At 57.4% G+C, this 15,736-nt stretch carries 14 protein-coding genes; 6 read left to right on the plus strand and 8 right to left on the minus strand.

The features are described from left to right. Positions 1-239: 239 nt before the first annotated feature. On the minus strand, positions 240-1,724 hold the full coding sequence (locus GOV87_RS00290) for a glycosyltransferase family 25 protein (protein WP_171210437.1): 1,485 nt from the start codon (positions 1,722-1,724) through the stop codon (positions 240-242). Positions 1,725-1,731: 7 nt separating this feature from the next. Further along, positions 1,732-2,715, minus strand: coding sequence for a cobaltochelatase subunit CobS (cobS, locus tag GOV87_RS00295; protein WP_171122549.1), 984 nt, complete (start codon positions 2,713-2,715; stop codon positions 1,732-1,734). 493 nt (positions 2,716-3,208) lie between these two features. Between cobS and GOV87_RS00300 the strand changes: the two genes are divergently transcribed. After that, positions 3,209-4,090 (plus strand): Hint domain-containing protein, encoded by an 882-nt coding sequence (locus GOV87_RS00300; RefSeq protein WP_171210438.1) that lies wholly within the window; start codon positions 3,209-3,211, stop codon positions 4,088-4,090. A gap of 12 nt (positions 4,091-4,102) precedes the next feature. Here the strand turns inward: GOV87_RS00300 and GOV87_RS00305 are convergent, their stop codons facing one another. After that, positions 4,103-4,729, minus strand: a complete 627-nt coding sequence (locus tag GOV87_RS00305) for a J domain-containing protein (protein ID WP_171122553.1) — start codon at positions 4,727-4,729, stop codon at positions 4,103-4,105. Positions 4,730-4,836: 107 nt separating this feature from the next. On the opposite strand from GOV87_RS00305, the gene GOV87_RS00310 reads away from it, so the two are divergent. Further along, positions 4,837-5,091, plus strand: a complete 255-nt coding sequence (locus tag GOV87_RS00310) for a BolA family transcriptional regulator (protein WP_171210439.1) — start codon at positions 4,837-4,839, stop codon at positions 5,089-5,091. Positions 5,092-5,122: 31 nt separating this feature from the next. After that, positions 5,123-5,347 (plus strand): GDCCVxC domain-containing (seleno)protein, encoded by a 225-nt coding sequence (locus GOV87_RS20380; protein WP_254428668.1) that lies wholly within the window; start codon positions 5,123-5,125, stop codon positions 5,345-5,347. A 12-nt stretch (positions 5,348-5,359) separates the two neighbouring features. On the opposite strand, the gene GOV87_RS00315 is transcribed toward GOV87_RS20380, so the two are convergent. The 5 genes from GOV87_RS00315 to pepN all read right to left on the minus strand — a co-directional run bounded on the left by GOV87_RS00315 (position 5,360) and on the right by pepN (position 11,874). After that, positions 5,360-5,767, minus strand: coding sequence for a DUF4177 domain-containing protein (locus GOV87_RS00315; protein ID WP_171120710.1), 408 nt, complete (start codon positions 5,765-5,767; stop codon positions 5,360-5,362). A 158-nt stretch (positions 5,768-5,925) separates the two neighbouring features. Continuing rightward, entirely contained in the window at positions 5,926-7,437 is a 1,512-nt protein-coding gene (gene gatB, locus GOV87_RS00320) for an Asp-tRNA(Asn)/Glu-tRNA(Gln) amidotransferase subunit GatB (protein ID WP_171210440.1), read from the minus strand. Between the two features lie 71 nt (positions 7,438-7,508). After that, entirely contained in the window at positions 7,509-8,765 is a 1,257-nt protein-coding gene (locus tag GOV87_RS00325; RefSeq protein ID WP_171210441.1) for a hypothetical protein, read from the minus strand. A gap of 131 nt (positions 8,766-8,896) precedes the next feature. Next, complete coding sequence (locus GOV87_RS00330) at positions 8,897-9,325, minus strand: hypothetical protein (RefSeq protein ID WP_171210442.1); 429 nt, start codon at positions 9,323-9,325, stop codon at positions 8,897-8,899. Then, positions 9,322-11,874, minus strand: coding sequence for an aminopeptidase N (pepN, locus tag GOV87_RS00335; RefSeq protein WP_171210443.1), 2,553 nt, complete (start codon positions 11,872-11,874; stop codon positions 9,322-9,324). Before pepN ends, GOV87_RS00330 begins: the two co-directional genes overlap by 4 nt. A gap of 204 nt (positions 11,875-12,078) precedes the next feature. Here pepN and GOV87_RS00340 point away from each other — a divergent pair, with 204 nt between their 5' ends. The 3 genes from GOV87_RS00340 (at position 12,079) to GOV87_RS00350 (ending at position 15,706) form a co-directional block, all read left to right on the plus strand. Then, the gene (locus tag GOV87_RS00340) at positions 12,079-14,214 is read left to right on the plus strand and encodes a malate synthase G (RefSeq protein ID WP_171210444.1); all 2,136 of its coding nucleotides are present in this window, start codon (positions 12,079-12,081) and stop codon (positions 14,212-14,214) included. Between the two features lie 82 nt (positions 14,215-14,296). After that, positions 14,297-14,722 (plus strand): heme-binding protein, encoded by a 426-nt coding sequence (locus tag GOV87_RS00345; RefSeq protein WP_171120723.1) that lies wholly within the window; start codon positions 14,297-14,299, stop codon positions 14,720-14,722. Between the two features lie 204 nt (positions 14,723-14,926). Beyond that, positions 14,927-15,706, plus strand: a complete 780-nt coding sequence (locus GOV87_RS00350) for a gamma-glutamyl-gamma-aminobutyrate hydrolase family protein (protein ID WP_171210445.1) — start codon at positions 14,927-14,929, stop codon at positions 15,704-15,706. Positions 15,707-15,736: the final 30 nt, after the last annotated feature.

Consider the following 15,736-nt stretch of genomic DNA (forward strand, 5'->3'; position numbering starts at 1 on the left):
CTGCCCGGTCAGTGGGCTTGGAAGGGAGGGCCGCAACCGGCGAGGGAAACGTAACTGCAATCGTGACCACGATTAAAATAAATCTGAAACATGACATGTGGTGAATGTAGCATGGATATTGATTGTATATACTTTAATTATACAAAATACATCGCGCTACGTGATCAAAACACAACATTGATATATGGTTTTAACCAATGTGATCGCTAAATCGGGGCCCGATAAGGCGGAAAATTTGACTAGGTTGCTCCCACGGGGGAGTTGTAGCCGTATTCCTCACAGTATTCATTCAGAAGCGCCCGGGCTTGTGGTCCGATCACTTCCCACTGTTCTGCGTCGATCTGAGGTTTTTCGTGATGCTTGCCCTTATACAGCTTCTCGGCGTTTACAGGGCCGATATCCAGATTGTCCTTGTGAACCTTGAAACCTTTGTCCTGAAGAAAGTCGATCAGGGCCTCAGAGTCGGTTTCAATTCGGAATACAAAGTCCGGGTTCTGCCCACGAATGATGGACGCCCACAAGCAAAGCGACGCGATAGCCCGTTCGATATCAGTCTCAAAACCGTTCAGATCAATCCCTGTTTCCGCAAGAATGTGGGTCCGGCGAAACTCGTATGATGCAGGGGCATGTGCGTTTTCGCGAATAATCGAGGGAATGGCCGTGGCCGGATCCCGAACCGTCTGGATCATGAATTGCCACTTTAGGGCTTTGCGCGTTTGGGCGGCCGGGTCAGCGGCCCAAGGGTTTTCCGCCGCGTCCACCGCAAACATCCACGAACTAATGCCGTCCTTACCGTCAGCTTCGTGACCGACATCCAAGCCGGACTTGGTACACAGTTCGGCCACGAAACCAGTTCCGGTTCGAGGATGACCTACGCATAAAATTGGTCGTTGATATACATGCTGAACATGGTGCTTCAACCGACGCTCAAACTCGGCAAGTTCAGTGCCCCGATTGTGTTTCTTCAGGTATTCCAAGCGGTTTTTCTTGGGGTGAATGTAGGAATCCGTTGCGCCTTCGGACCAGGACAAATCCGAAGCAACAGGCGGGAAAATCGTGAGAGAATCCTCGGGCGTCGCAACCTCGCCATGCAAAAACAAATCCGACGTTGTGTCCACACGGTCGAAGCGATCAATGAGCTTTGCGGCAAACCCCGAAGTGAGCGCATAGCACGGGTTCGACATTCTGACCTTGTGATTTGTGCGGAACCGCTTGAAACGACCATGATCCTTGGACAATGCCCACCCAAGTCGCAACATCATTGTTGATCTTGGGGTGAAGTCGATGTTTCCACGCTCGATCCCGTGCCAGAGCTTTCGCAATACACGCGACGTCCAAGGGTGGAGCACAATATCATCTTCCATCACGAGGACCCGACCGTCCTGCTGACTGGTAAGCCGCCATATGTCCAAGTGACTGGCAAAGTTTGCGACCTGCTGAGGAATCAGCACGTTGTTAGGGCAATCGCAATCGTTCATCCCGCACCGAAAACACGGCGGGAACGTCGCTATGCGTTGTTCTTCATAGAGCGATTGAACGGCTGGATGGTCCGGCGTAAAAGCGTCATGCCATTCAAATGCAGTGATCCCGTACTCTGCCAGATGAGAAGGGATACGATCACGACGTTCCTGAGCCTCGGGAAGGCTCAGGACCATGATCCGGTCGATAATGCCCTCAAAGACACCGAGCCCGGTGGACGGACGCGGGTCAGATCCGAACAGCATTTACGACTTATCCCAATGAGGCGTTTGCCGCGCTTTCAGGCAGTTCTTCGTCAAAGCAGCGCTGGTAGAACTCGGCAACCGTCTGACGTTCAAGTTCATCACATTTGTTCAGGAAAGACAGGCGGAACGCGTAGCCGACATTGCGGAAAATCTCGGCGTTTTGCGCCCAGTTGATGACCGTTCGGGGGCTCATGACTGTGGACAGATCGCCATTCATGAAGGCGGTTCGTGTCAGGTCTGCAACAGTGACCATCTGGCTAACGATCTTGCGTCCTTCCGCCGTGTTATAATGAGGGGCCTTGGACAGAACGATCATCGTTTCGGCGTCATGGCTGAGGTAGTTCAGCGTTGCGACCAGAGACCAGCGGTCCATTTGCGCCTGGTTGATCTGCTGGGTGCCGTGGTACAGACCCGTCGTGTCGCCCAGGCCAACGGTGTTGGCGGTTGCGAACATGCGGAAATACCGGTGCGGCGTCAGGATTTCGTTCTGATCCAACAGGGTCAGGCTGCCGTTGGCTTCCAGCACGCGCTGCAGCACGAACATCACGTCCGCGCGCCCGGCGTCGTATTCGTCGAACACGATCGCAACCGGATTGCGCAGGGCCCAAGGCAGAATACCTTCGCTGAATTCGGTGATTTGAACGCCGTCGCGCAGTTTGATCGCGTCTTTGCCGATCAGGTCGATCCGGCTGATGTGGCTGTCGAGGTTAACGCGCACGGCGGGCCAGTTCAGACGTGCGGCAACCTGTTCAATATGCGTCGACTTACCCGTGCCGTGATAGCCTTGAATCATCACCCGGCGGTTGTGGGTAAATCCTGCCAAAATCGCCAGCGTGGTATCAGGGTCGAACTTATAGGTCGGATCAATCTCGGGCACCCGCTCGGTCACTTCGTAGAAGCGTTTGACCTGCATGTCGGTGTCGATGCCGAAGACTTCGCGAACCGAAATCTCTTCTGATGGTTTTGCGTTTGCGTCAATCGGCCAATCCATGCCTGTCGTCCTTATCCTGATACCGCAGCCTCACGAGGGGCCTTCGACACTGTGTGTGGTGCAACATATTGAGAGCAAGGGCAAGGGAAAGCCGCCTGTGCGGTGGCGCAGGCAGGTGTTTCTTCGATGCTGGCCTGAAAGTCGTGTATTTTTCGTCACTGAGAAATGTCGCTGAGGGCCTTTGGGGCTGTGTCGCTTCACCAGCCCAGGGCGAGTTTGACATGTTTCCCAACCATTCATTCTGAGCCGGTCATCGGTCGTCTGTCGGGACGTTTTGGCAGTTATCGGATGGCTCTGCGGCAATCACCCGAATAGTCGCCTGCGCGCCTTTGATTTGCGTTAATTGACAATTAAGGTGATAATACATGGTGTTTTTTGTATGAGTGCAGAGTGTTGGTCATGGGTTCCAAGATCAAAGCCTCTTTTGATCGCTGCGTCATGTCGGGCGGTGGTCGGACTGTTTTGATACCTTGTAGGGGCAGGGGCGCGGTCCATGCCATTTGACGTGCTCCTTCATAATGTCGGGACCACCGGTGGTGGAGACTATATCGTTCGCAACTCGACCCAGACCGCGATCATTGATGGCCAGACAATTTCGTTTGATGGGGGAACGACCTTTCAGCCCTATACCTATCTTGGTCAAGGGAACTATCGGGGCACAGGGGAATCCGGTGAATTTATCCAAGTTGGCGGCAATATCTATGCCTGGGATACCGATGATCCGACTGGCCCAATGCAAACCGGAAACTGGAAGATTGATGAGGGCGATCTCGACCCAACGGACCCGCCATGCTTTGTGGCGGGAACATTAATCGAGACAGATCGGGGTCCACGCCCGGTAGAAGACCTGAAAATTGGGGAATGGGTTCGCGGGGCAGGGGGACAATCTCTACCCATTGTCTGGATCGGTCAGCGAACCCTTACTGCGCAGACCTTGCGTATACAGCCAAAGTACCGGCCAGTGCGGATCCAACGGGACGCGTTGGGTGCGGGATTGCCCAACCGGGATCTATATGTGTCACCCCAGCATCGGATCGTTCTCGAGGGGTGGCGGGCCGAATTGCTGTTTGGTGAAGAGAGCGTATTTTGCGCCGCTATTCATCTGGTCAACGGAGATACGGTTCATCAAGTGCAAGCAGATAAGCCGGTGACGTACTATCACATCGCCTGCGAGGAACACGCTATACTGACTTCCCACGGTTTGCACAGCGAAAGCCTGTATCTGGGGGATCGCGCGCTAAAGTCCTTTCAGCGCGAGGACGTCGCCGAATTGCTTGCGTTATTTCCCGAACTGGAAGGTACCAGATCAATGCTAAAAACGCGGCTGCGTTGCCTCAAGCGGGCCGAAGCCAACGCATTGCAAGGTTTGTTTTAGCGATGTGCCGAATTACTTAAAATTCCGGCTGTCCTTGATCTGATCCCAGGCCCAGACGACTTCTTGCAGTTGTTCTTCCTGGGACCGGTCGCCGCCGTTCATATCCGGGTGCAGTACTTTGATCAGTTTTTTGTAAGCCTTACGCACCTCGGCTTTGGTCCAACTGTCATTGGCTTCCAGAATCTCAATCGCGCGGCGTTCAGTGGGGGGTAGACGGCGGCCACCGCCGCCGGAAGTACGGCCAGGGTTCTTGGTGGCGTTTGCGCCCAGAACCTGATGCGGGTCTTCTATGCCCAAACGCGCCCATGCACGGGCTTCGGGGTCACCCATGGGCTTGGTTTCACGTTCCCACACTTTGTCCTTCGACCGCTGCGCGTTCAGTTCGGCCTCGGTCGTGCCGTCGAAGAAGTTCCACTTCTGGTTATATTCGCGCACGTGTTGCTGGCAGAACCAGAAGAAATCATCCAGTACATCCGGCGCTTTGGGCGCGCGGAATTTGCCCGCCTCTTCACAGCCTTCATGGTCGCAGATTCGCACCGATGTCTCAGACGCGCCCGACATCCCCCGGCGCCCGCGCGGGTTCTTTTTCTTGGCGTTGGAGACGGACATATCGAATCCGAAAGGGTCTGATTTCGTCATGCTGTGATCCTTAAGAACGCGTCTTCTCGACTCGGAGGCAGCAGTTTAGTCTAAGCAGCCGAAAGTAGAAGAGGGGGGCGGTAAAATTTTTACCGCTAGGCGTAAAAATGACTGTGACCGACGAAATTCGAACCTGCCTGCAAGTTGCCTTTGATCCGCATGAGCTTGAGGTAGTTGACGACAGCGAAAGCCATCGTGGGCATTCGGGGTATCAAGAGGGCGGCGAGAGCCATTTCAACGTCCGTATCCGCGCGGCCGCTTTCAAGGGGCAATCACGCGTCGCGCGTCACAGGGCTGTGCATAAAGCGCTCGGCGATATCGTGCCACGTATTCACGCGCTGGCGCTGGATATTGGGGAGTAAATGCGCCAACTCGTTTATTGAGGAGGGGGAGATGGAAGACACAGAGACAACCATAATTCTCGAGTCGACTTTGACTTGTCCCGCTTGCGGACATGCCGAAACGGAAACTATGCCAACAGACGCGTGCCAGTGGTTTTACGAATGCAAATCGTGTCGTGAAATCCTGAAGCCGCTGGAAGGTGATTGCTGTGTCTATTGCTCCTACGCGACAGTGCCATGCCCGCCGATTCAGGCGGGGCAGGCGTGCTGCGGATAAGTTCGAACTTGGCTAGGGTTTATCTTGTTGCTCGGGTGCTTCTGCCCCTTTCAGCGACAGTGGGGGTTCTTTCACCTCTTCGGCAATTGGGGCTGGGGCAACAACGGCCTCGGGTCCGGGCAAGGGCTGCGCCAGCGGTACACCCTCGGGCGTTTCGCTTGGGCCACGGGTTGAGACAAAGTTCACTTCAATTTCGCGCCGAAAGACCAAAACATTGCGCCAGTTCACGGTAGAACTGGTCAGGCCCGAACGCTCTTCGCTGGGCAGTAATTCCGCGCGCTGGTATTCCCAGCCGTCCTGACCCATCTGGTTCAGCACCTGTTCAATCGAGACGGCAAACCGGTCTTCGGCGGTCTTGGCCCCTTTCGCTTTGCCGCCTTTTTGCGGGGCGGCGACAACTTTGTATTCGTAGCGCGGCATCGGTTCTTCCTACCTGTTCGTTCCCGGCAATCTAGCATGTTGAGGCTATTGGGAAAGTCATCTTCGCGCAGTCCGCAGCGTGTGTTGCCACGCCACAGCGCAAAAGAAAGGCGGCAGAGGGGATGCCCCTTGCCGCCCTTGCACTAATTTTCGATGACTTAGCCGCCCAGTTTCTTGCTCACCAGCTCGTTCACAGCCTTGGGGTTGGCCTTGCCGCCGGTGGCTTTCATCACCTGACCCACGAACCAGCCTGCCAACTTGGGGTTCACCTTGGCCTTTTCGACCTGCGCAGGGTTGGCGGCGACGATCTCGTCCAACGCAGCCTCAATCGCGCCGGTGTCGGTGACCTGCTTCATGCCGCGCTCTTCCACGATCTGCGCGGGGTCGCCGCCTTCGGTATAGACGATCTCGAACAGGTCCTTGGCGATCTTGCCTGAGATGGCATCCGAGGAAATAAGGTCGATGATCCCACCCAACTGTGCCGGAGACACGGGGCTATCGGTGATATCGTGGTCTTCTTTCTTCAACCGGCCGAACAGTTCGTTGATCACCCAGTTTGCGGCCAGTTTGCCGTTGCGGCCCTTGGCGACTTCTTCGAAATAGGAGGCGCTTTCCACCTCGGCAGTCAGGACCGAGGCGTCGTAATCCGTCAGGCCAAACACCTCGATAAAGCGCGCTTTCTTGGCGTCGGGCAGTTCGGGCAGTTTGGCAGCAATGTCGTCCACCCACGCCTGCTCGATCTCAAGCGGCAGCAGGTCGGGGTCGGGGAAATAGCGGTAATCATGCGCTTCTTCCTTGGATCGCATCGAGCGTGTCTCGCCCTTGTCCGGGTCGTACAGGCGGGTTTCCTGCTCGACCTCACCACCACCTTCGACAATGGCGATCTGACGGCGGGCTTCAACCTCAATGGCCTGTTGAATAAAGCGCATCGAGTTCATGTTCTTGATTTCGCACCGTGTGCCCAGATGCGAGAAATCCTGTGTTTCCTGATATTTCTCATACGCACCCGGCAAACAGATCGACACGTTGACGTCCGCCCGCAGGTTGCCGTTCTGCATGTTGCCATCACAGGTGCCCAGATACCGCATGATCTGGCGCAGCTTGGCGATATAGGCGGCGGCTTCTTCAGGGCCACGGATGTCGGGGCGGCTGACAATCTCCATCAGGCAGACGCCGGTCCGGTTCAGGTCGACAAAGGACATATGCGGGTCCATGTCGTGGATGGATTTACCCGCGTCCTGTTCCATATGGATGCGCTCGATCCGAACCATGCGCGCGGTGCCGTCGCCCATTTCCACCAGTACTTCACCTTCGCCCACGATGGGGTGGTAAAGCTGGGAGATCTGATAGCCCTGCGGCAGGTCGGGGTAGAAATAGTTCTTGCGGTCAAAGGCCGATTTCAGGTTGATATCCGCCTTCAGGCCCAGCCCGGTGCGCACCGCTTGTTCAACGCAGTATTCGTTGATGACCGGCAGCATCCCCGGCATCGCGGCGTCCACAAAGGCCACGTTCGAATTCGGCTCGGCCCCGAATTGGGTCGATGCACCAGAAAACAGCTTGGCGTTGGATGAGACCTGAGCGTGCACCTCCATCCCGATGACCAGTTCCCAATCGTGCTTGGCCCCGGCAATGGTTTTGATTTTGGGCATTTCGTATGTCAGGTCGAGCATGGAGCGCCTCTATTTCCGCAGAAGTCTAAGCCTGCGTATTAGGCGCGCTGCGCCAAAGGAGCAAGGGGGAATCAGTGACCTGACAGGTGCAGACCCGAAGGCGTAAAGGTGACGTCCATGCCGCTGCGCAATTCTTCACGGAACAAATCGCCAATCGCACGCAGGGCATCGCGGTGACCACGCGCCGCAAACCTCTCGGGCGAGTTGATGCGGACCGAGTTGTTGAACCCATTCGCAGCATGCGCCCAGATCAGCGGATGCAGCTCGGTCATGTGGTCACGGATCAGCCAGTTCGCAGCCTCATGAATTTGCGCGCGTACTTCATCGGCTTTTTCGTTCAGGCCAAGCCCGTTCTGAATGGTGATGGCGCAATAAGCGGCCAACATGTTGACGGTTTCCTGATCGGGGCGTTGACGCAGGATGTCACGCAGCCCTTCCAGGAAATATTCCACGTCCAGCCGGGCACATGCCTCTGGATCAAGGGCAATCGCGTCGAACTGCGCCCAGGTATATCCGCCAGCACCCCAGATTTCGTGTGTCCGTGCGGCGTTGCGAAGGGCCTGAACCTCAAGCTTTTCATAGCTGCCGAACCAACGCGGCAGCAGGTGGGTGCCCATAGCACGCATGTGACGCTGATTGTGCGGGTCCAGAGTAATCAGACGCTCGTATTTGTCGGCCACCCGGATGTTCGACTTACGTTGCCCGGCCAGCAGAGCGCAGTCGGCCGCAGCAACAAGCGGGCTTTCGGGTGCGGCCTCGCGGCATTTCGGAAGGATTGCTGCCGCCCGGTCGAAATGTGCAGCGCAGCGCGATTGGTGCAAGGGCGGCAATTTCGCGTCTACGGAGGTCCCGCGCCATGCCCAGGCCAAATCAATATGTGCAAGTGCAACAACCAGTGCGATCATCGGATCGCCTTCGTGCTCTCGCATTTCGTCTTCCAGTTCGGAAATGCCACACAGCACGTCATAATCAGACAGCGCTTTCCAATCAGAAAGCGCGTGCTCAACCGCCAGAACAACGTCGGCGCGGGCACCAAACGCCAGAAGGTCTGCAATCGGCATACCGTCAGGCGCAGACTCCCGAGCCTCGTCCGCGGCCCGCATTTGCCGCGACAGCTCGGACCAGCGGCCCTGACGCGCCAGATGACGCCCGGCTTCGATCGTCTTGCGACCCACCAGATCCTCGGCCTGAAGCTCTGCTACAGGGATATTCAACTGCCCCTGATCAGGCATTGCCGCAGCGACCTCAGGCGAAAGCGCCAAGTCGGACGGCATCGGCAGAGAAGAAGCCTGTGCGTTGGATGAAGAGGTGCGAAACAACCGGAACATAGTGAAACTCGGAACTGTAAAAACTGGTAACTTAGGAACCAAGCTTCTCTGGAATTTGCATCAAATTCAAGATTTGGGGGGGTATTTGTGTCGTTTTGGTGAACAGTGAGACTTTTTTCCCGGCATTGCCGTCAGAATACACTGAAGTGATGCCGCTCCACTCGGATCCCGGCCCGCTCAAAGATGGACTCAAACTCTGCGTGTGGGGGGATCGACTCATCCGGCAGCCGAATTCGTTTTCCCGAGATCGTAATCAACGAAACGCGCACGGAAAAATCCCAGCGGGTGTCAAAGCGGACATAGTCAATTTCCGACAATTTCACCTCGGCTGTTCGATTGCCGGTGAACCAATTCAGCTTGTTCTGATCAAGCGACAGGCCCGCGCTGGTATCCCGTACAACGTCCCAAAGGGCCGGCAGCGTTGGAAGCGCCAGCAACCCAATCAGCCACCAGACGGCGTCAAACAGGATCACCAGCGAAATCAACGCCGCATACACAAGGATCAGAATCACGACCGTTCGGGGTGTTCGGTTATGACGTGTATAAGTGAACGGTGTCATGCGCCCAGAATACGCGAGACCATTTCGGTCGTATCACGCGACAAGTCCGCTGTATCGGCAATGCGCCTCAGGTGCGTGCGGATCAGGTCCTGACGGCCCGCGTCATAGCGTTTCCAAGTCTGAAAGGCCGAGCACATCCTTGCGGTGGTTTGCGGGTTGACCGGATCCAGCTTGATCAACCAGTCGGCCAGCAACGCATACCCAGCGCCGTCTTCGCGGTGGAAGCCAGCGTGATTCATCGCCAAAGACCCCATGACCGCGCGGAATCGGTTTGGGTTTTTCCAGTTGAAATCTGGATGCTCAGTCAGTTTGCGTGCTGAATCCGCAGCGGATTCAGGTGCGGCCATCGCGACCTGTAGGCCGAACCATTTGTCCACCACAAGCCGATCGTGCTTCCACTGATCGTAGAAGGTGGTCAATTCAGCCTCACCTTTGCCAGCGCGCAGTAGGCAGGATAGGGCGGAAAGTTTCAGGGTCATGTTGTCAGCGGTCTCATAGCTGACAGCGGCCTTGGCTCCGCCATCCAATCGCGTGGTCAGCGCCAGTGCCGCCCCACCCAGCGCACGCTTGCCTGATTGATCGGCGTCAGGACTAAAGGGCGCATCAATCATGGTTTCGCTGTGCAGGCGCGGTAGCAAGTCCTGCACGTGTTGCGCCGAGACCTGCCGCAGGGTTTCTACTGCGGTCCAGATCGCCATTGGATCAGGTGTTAAACCGCGTTCGTGCAGAGCTGCCGCCAGTTCCGATTGTGTCGGCAGGCCCAGCATCAGTGCACGATAGGCCGGGTCAAGATCACGATCGCGCAGCACGGCCAGCAGCCCGTCAAGATAGTCGGCATCAGGCGACGCGCCGGCTTGGATCATCGCCAACAGAGTGTCTTCGGCCAACGAACGCCCGGCCTGCCAGCGGTTGAACGGGTCCGTGTCATGGGCCAGCAGGAAGGCGCGTTCGGTATTGCTCTGATTCTGTTCAAGAATGACCGGGGCCGAGAAATCCCGCAGGATCGAAGCCGTCGGTTTGGCGGCCAGCCCTGTGAAGGTAAAGCTCTGGCTGGCCTCTGTCAGTTCCAGCACCTCGGTCGCGCGGACCTCATCCCCGTTGGGGCTCAGCAGGCCCACGGCCACCGGGATCACCTGCGGCAGTTTCTCATCCTGCCCCGGGGTCGGTTCGGTGCGTTGCGACAGGGTCAAAGTATAGGTGCCGTCTGCCCAATCCTCGGCCACGGTCACGCGGGGGGTGCCGGATTGGCTGTACCAGCGTTTGAACTGTGACAGATCACGGCCCGTCGTATCCTCGAACACTTTGATCCAGTCTTCGATGGTGCAGGCCTGACCGTCGTGGCGATCAAAATACAAGTCCAGCGCCTTCGCGTACGCCTTATCCCCGACCAGCCGTTTTAGCATCCCGATGACTTCGGCGCCTTTTTCATAGACGGTGGCGGTGTAGAAGTTGTTGATTTCCTGAAAGCTTTCGGGTCGAACCGGGTGGGACAAAGGCCCGTTGTCCTCGGGGAATTGCCGTGCGCGCAGGTCAATGGCGTCGTGGATGCGTTTCACCGGGGCTGATCGCATGTCTGAGGTGAACTGCGCATCGCGGAACACGGTCAGCCCCTCTTTCAGGCACAGTTGGAACCAGTCGCGGCAGGTGATGCGGTTGCCAGTCCAATTGTGGAAATACTCATGGGCAATGATCGCCTCGATCCGTTCGAAATTCATGTCGGTTGAGGTCTCGGGGCTGGCCAGAACGGCGGAAGAGTTGAAGATGTTCAGCCCCTTGTTCTCCATCGCGCCCATGTTGAAATCGTCGACGGCCACGATGTTGAACACGTCCAGATCGTATTCCCGGCCATAGACGTCTTCATCCCATTTCATAGATTTTTTCAGCGCTTCCATACCAAAAGCGCATTTACCTTCGTCGCCGGGACGTACCCAGAGGTTCAGTTCGACGTCCCGGCCCGACATGGTGGTGAATCGGCCGGGATGCGCGATCAGATCGCCCGCGACGAGCGCGAACAAATAGGCGGGTTTAGGCCATGGGTCGGTCCATTCGGCCCAGCCTTCGCCTTTGCCGCTTGGGTTGCCGTTGGACAGTAACACCGGAAGATCGCCGTTGATGCGCACGGTAAAGGTGGACATCACATCGGGACGGTCGGGGTAGTAGGTGATCTTGCGGAACCCTTCGGCCTCGCACTGGGTGCAGTACATGCCGTTCGACATATACAGCCCCTCAAGCGCGGTGTTGTTGCCGGGGTCGATCTCAACCTCAGCCTCCCAAACAAAGGGTGCATCGGGGGCAGGGGCGGTCAGACCCTTGTCGGTCACCTCGGGCGTGACATCGATGCCGTCAATGGACGCGCGGATCAGGGTCAGGTCTTCGCCGTGCAAAAAGAATGTGCGGTCCGTCGCCTCAGGGTTGGGGCGGAACGCAATGCGCGAGGTGACGCGGGTGGCGTGTGCGGCCAGATCAAAGGTCAGATGCACGCTATCCACGATGTAGCCGAACGGCGTGTAGTCTTTCAGGTAGATCGTTTGGGGGGCAGCGTCGCGCATCGGGACCTCGCATCATTTGATAACTGGCGCGACGTTATGGTCTGAGGCGATGGGCTGCAACAGCGGCTTCATTGCCTTCTCGTATTTGAAGCAGCTTCGTGCAACGCCGAAGGGTTTAAATGTGACGTCGAAAGTTGCCTATCGGAAACAATCGTCCTAAATGCAGGCTGCATACAATGGCGCACAATGGCGGAGAGACACCAAATGAGCAGCAGACAGGCACGCAGCGGACTTCAGGTCGATACGGTTCTGGCCGAATTCATCGAGGGCAAGGCCCTGCCGGGAACCGGTGTATCCGCCGATACGTTCTGGGATGGTCTGTCGCGGATGGTAGCCCAGTTGGGACCGAAAAACCGTGCCTTTCTTGCCAAACGAGAAGAGCTTCAGGGCCGGATCGACGCATGGCACGTGGACCGCAAAGGTCAGGATCATGACGCCGACGCCTATCAAGCCTTCTTGCGTGAGATCGGTTATCTGGTCGAAGAAGGCGAAGAATTTCAAATCAAAACCGCCAATGTCGACCCTGAGATTGCCACCATTCCCGGCCCGCAACTGGTTGTGCCAATCACCAATGCCCGCTTTGCGCTGAACGCCGCCAATGCACGTTGGGGCAGCCTGTACGATGCGCTGTATGGAACCGACGCGATGGGTGATCTGCCCGCCGCTGGAGGGTATGACGAAGCGCGCGGCGCCCGTGTAATCGCGTGGGCCAAAAGCTTTTTGGATGATGCTGTGCCGCTGACCGTAGGGTCGTGGGCCGATGTGTCCGATCTGCGCGTCGAAGGCGGTGCGCTGGTACCCGCGCTGGCTGACGCTTCGGCATTTGTTGGCTTTGGTGGTGAGGCTGAGAAGCCCGATTTCGTACTGCTGAAGAATAACGGGCTGCATGTGAAAATCGTCGTCGATGCCTCTAGTAATATTGGCGCGGCTGATCCGGCTGGAATTGCTGACGTTCATCTGGAATCGGCGCTGTCCACGATTATGGACTGCGAGGACTCGGTCGCCTGTGTGGATGCCGAGGACAAGGTCGTGGCCTATGGCAACTGGCTGGGTCTGATGAAGGGTGATCTGGCCGAAGAGGTAACCAAGGGCGGCACCACCTTCACTCGGAAGCTGGCTGATGACCTGACCTATACCACCGCAGGCGGCGAACAGGCCGTGTTGAAAGGCCGCTCGCTGATGCTGATCCGCAATGTGGGCCACCTGATGACCAATCCGGCCGTTCTGGACGGTGATGGCAATGAGATTGGCGAGGGCCTGATGGACGCGCTCTGCACCACGCTGATTGCGATGCATGACCTGCAGCGTGAGGGCGGAAACTCGGTCAAGGGGTCGGTCTATGTGGTCAAGCCAAAGATGCACGGCCCTGCCGAAGTGGCCTTTGCGGTTGAGATTTTCGATATGGTTGAAGACATCCTTGGCCTGCCGCGCAACACCGTGAAACTGGGCATCATGGATGAGGAGCGTCGCACCTCGGCCAACTTGCGGGAATGTATCCGTGCTGCGAAATCGCGTGTGGCCTTTATCAACACCGGCTTTCTGGACCGCACGGGGGATGAGATTCACACCTCGATCGAGGCAGGCCCGATGTTGCCCAAAGGCGATATGAAAGCGACACCGTGGATTGCGTCTTATGAGGATCGCAATGTCGATATCGGTCTGGCCTGCGGCCTGAAGGGCAAGGCGCAGATCGGCAAGGGTATGTGGGCGATGCCCGACCGGATGGGGGACATGTTGGATCAGAAGATCGGCCACCCGAAATCCGGCGCAACCTGCGCTTGGGTGCCGTCACCGACCGCCGCAACCCTGCACGCCACGCATTACCATAAGGTCGATGTTCTGGCCCGTCAGGATGAGCTTGCCGCCGGTGGAGCGCGCGGCACGCTGGATGATCTGCTGACGGTTCCGCTGTTGGGCGGGCGTAACCTAAGCGATGATGAAATTACGCGTGAGGTCGAGAACAACGCACAGGGCATTCTTGGTTATGTGGTGCGCTGGGTCGATCAGGGTGTGGGCTGTTCGAAAGTGCCGGACATCAACGATATCGGCCTGATGGAAGACCGCGCGACTTGCCGGATTTCATCGCAGGCGCTGGCCAACTGGCTGCATCATGATGTGGTCAGCGAGGAGCAGGTGATGGCCGCGATGCAGAAGATGGCCGCCGTGGTGGATCGTCAGAATGAGGGCGACCCAAGCTACCGCCCGATGGCTCCTGATTTTGACGGTATTGCGTTTCAAGCGGCCTGTGATCTGGTTTTCAAAGGTCGGGTGCAGCCCTCGGGCTATACCGAGCCGGTCCTGCACGCCCGCCGTTTGGAGCTGAAAGCCAGCTTGGGTTGAGTGGATAGAATGGGAACGAGGGGGCTGTCTGCCCCCTCGCGCTCCCCCGAGGATATTTTTAGCCAGATGAAAGGGATCAGGGTTGGTTGTTACATTGCGTAAGGCGCGCACCATTGTGCGCAAAGCTTTGGAAAAGGGTCGTGAGTTGGAATTGAAACCGCTTTCGGTTGTAGTTCTGGATGCCGGCGGGCATGTGATTGCGTTTGAACGCGAAGATGGTGCCGCGCCAGGCCGCTTTGCGATTGCGCAGGGCAAGGCCTATGGCTCGGTCATGCTGGGCATGGCGGGCACGGCGCAGATGGCGCGGGCCGAGGCGCAGGCTTATTTCATGGCCGCCGTGAACGGAGTGTATGGCGGGCAGGTCGTCCCGGTTCCGGGCGGCGTGTTGCTGCGCGACAAGAAGGGCGCTGTGATTGGGGCCGTTGGTGTGACCGGCGATACCTCGGACAACGATGCGGTTGCGGCGATGGCCGGGATAGAGGCCGCTGGTCTGGTCGGCGAAGTCTGATTGGTTGAAATATTCCGCGAGCAGCAGATGCTCTTTGATCTGCGGAATTCGCGGAACGACGCCAAAATGGGCAAGTGCCGTAACAGGTGCCCTAATGTGCAGGGGTGAACATGTACTTGCGCTGATACACAGGGGGTGTGCTATTGCACGCTTTTGACCCTGGGGATAGCTTTCGTGAAACGCGCAACAGATTAGGAAAGCGGAATGTCTCGGCCCGTCGTCGGTATCATCGGCAACTCTTACCTTATGAACGATGAATACCCGACCCATGCGGGCGGGACGATGAATTCTGAAGCCGTGGCGAACGTGTCGGGTTGTCTGCCGCTGCTGATCCCGGCTGATCCGCGCTATGTCTCGGTCGAAGAATTGCTTGAGGTGTGCGACGGCTTTCTATTGACGGGTGGTCGGCCCAACGTTCACCCGGAAGAATACGGTGAGCCCGAGACCGAAGCGCATGGTGAATTTGACCGTGCGCGTGACGCGATCACCCTGCCGCTGGTGCGGGCCTGCGTCGAGCGAGGGCAGCCGTTCTTTGGTATCTGCAGAGGGTTCCAAGAGGTCAACGTCGCAATGGGCGGGACGTTGTATCCGGAAATCCGCGAACTGCCAGGTCGGATGAACCACCGTATGCCGCCCGATGGAACGCTGGAAGAAAAATTCGCGCTGCGCCATATCGTGACCCTGTCCGAAGGTGGTGTGTTCCATCGGCTTATGGGCGCTTGTGAGGTGATGACAAACACGCTGCATGGGCAGGGTATCAAAACCGTGGGACATAGGATCGTGATTGAAGGCCATGCGCCGGATGGGACGCCAGAGGCGATCTATGTCAAGGATGCGCCGGGCTTCACCCTGTCGGTCCAATGGCACCCAGAATGGGATGCTGAAAACGATCCCGTGTCGCGCCCATTGTTCAAAGCGTTCGGAGCAGCCGTTCACACGTGGTCTGAAGGGTCCGGCGCGAGGCTCATCCAGCAGAGCGCATAATTCGTGCGCCGGTCCGGGAGGGAAGAACCA

Origin of the sequence: Ruegeria sp. HKCCA5426, from assembly GCF_013034585.1 — a bacterium.
In the GTDB taxonomy this organism is placed as follows: domain Bacteria; phylum Pseudomonadota; class Alphaproteobacteria; order Rhodobacterales; family Rhodobacteraceae; genus Ruegeria.

Excerpts from the sequence above, each read along its gene's own strand:
- GOV87_RS00350 (WP_171210445.1), top strand. The coding sequence starts at position 14,927 with ATGTCTCGGCCCGTCGTCGGTATCATCGGCAACTCTTACCTTATGAAC.
- cobS (WP_171122549.1), bottom strand. The coding sequence starts at position 2,715 with ATGGATTGGCCGATTGACGCAAACGCAAAACCATCAGAAGAGATTTCG.
- gatB (WP_171210440.1), bottom strand. The coding sequence starts at position 7,437 with ATGCTCGACCTGACATACGAAATGCCCAAAATCAAAACCATTGCCGGG.
- GOV87_RS00325 (WP_171210441.1), bottom strand. The coding sequence starts at position 8,765 with ATGTTCCGGTTGTTTCGCACCTCTTCATCCAACGCACAGGCTTCTTCT.
- GOV87_RS00300 (WP_171210438.1), top strand. The coding sequence starts at position 3,209 with ATGCCATTTGACGTGCTCCTTCATAATGTCGGGACCACCGGTGGTGGA.
- GOV87_RS00340 (WP_171210444.1), top strand. The coding sequence starts at position 12,079 with ATGAGCAGCAGACAGGCACGCAGCGGACTTCAGGTCGATACGGTTCTG.
- GOV87_RS00315 (WP_171120710.1), bottom strand. The coding sequence starts at position 5,767 with ATGCCGCGCTACGAATACAAAGTTGTCGCCGCCCCGCAAAAAGGCGGC.
- GOV87_RS00290 (WP_171210437.1), bottom strand. The coding sequence starts at position 1,724 with ATGCTGTTCGGATCTGACCCGCGTCCGTCCACCGGGCTCGGTGTCTTT.
- GOV87_RS00310 (WP_171210439.1), top strand. The coding sequence starts at position 4,837 with ATGACTGTGACCGACGAAATTCGAACCTGCCTGCAAGTTGCCTTTGAT.
- GOV87_RS00330 (WP_171210442.1), bottom strand. The coding sequence starts at position 9,325 with ATGACACCGTTCACTTATACACGTCATAACCGAACACCCCGAACGGTC.
- pepN (WP_171210443.1), bottom strand. The coding sequence starts at position 11,874 with ATGCGCGACGCTGCCCCCCAAACGATCTACCTGAAAGACTACACGCCG.
- GOV87_RS00305 (WP_171122553.1), bottom strand. The coding sequence starts at position 4,729 with ATGACGAAATCAGACCCTTTCGGATTCGATATGTCCGTCTCCAACGCC.
- GOV87_RS20380 (WP_254428668.1), top strand. The coding sequence starts at position 5,123 with ATGGAAGACACAGAGACAACCATAATTCTCGAGTCGACTTTGACTTGT.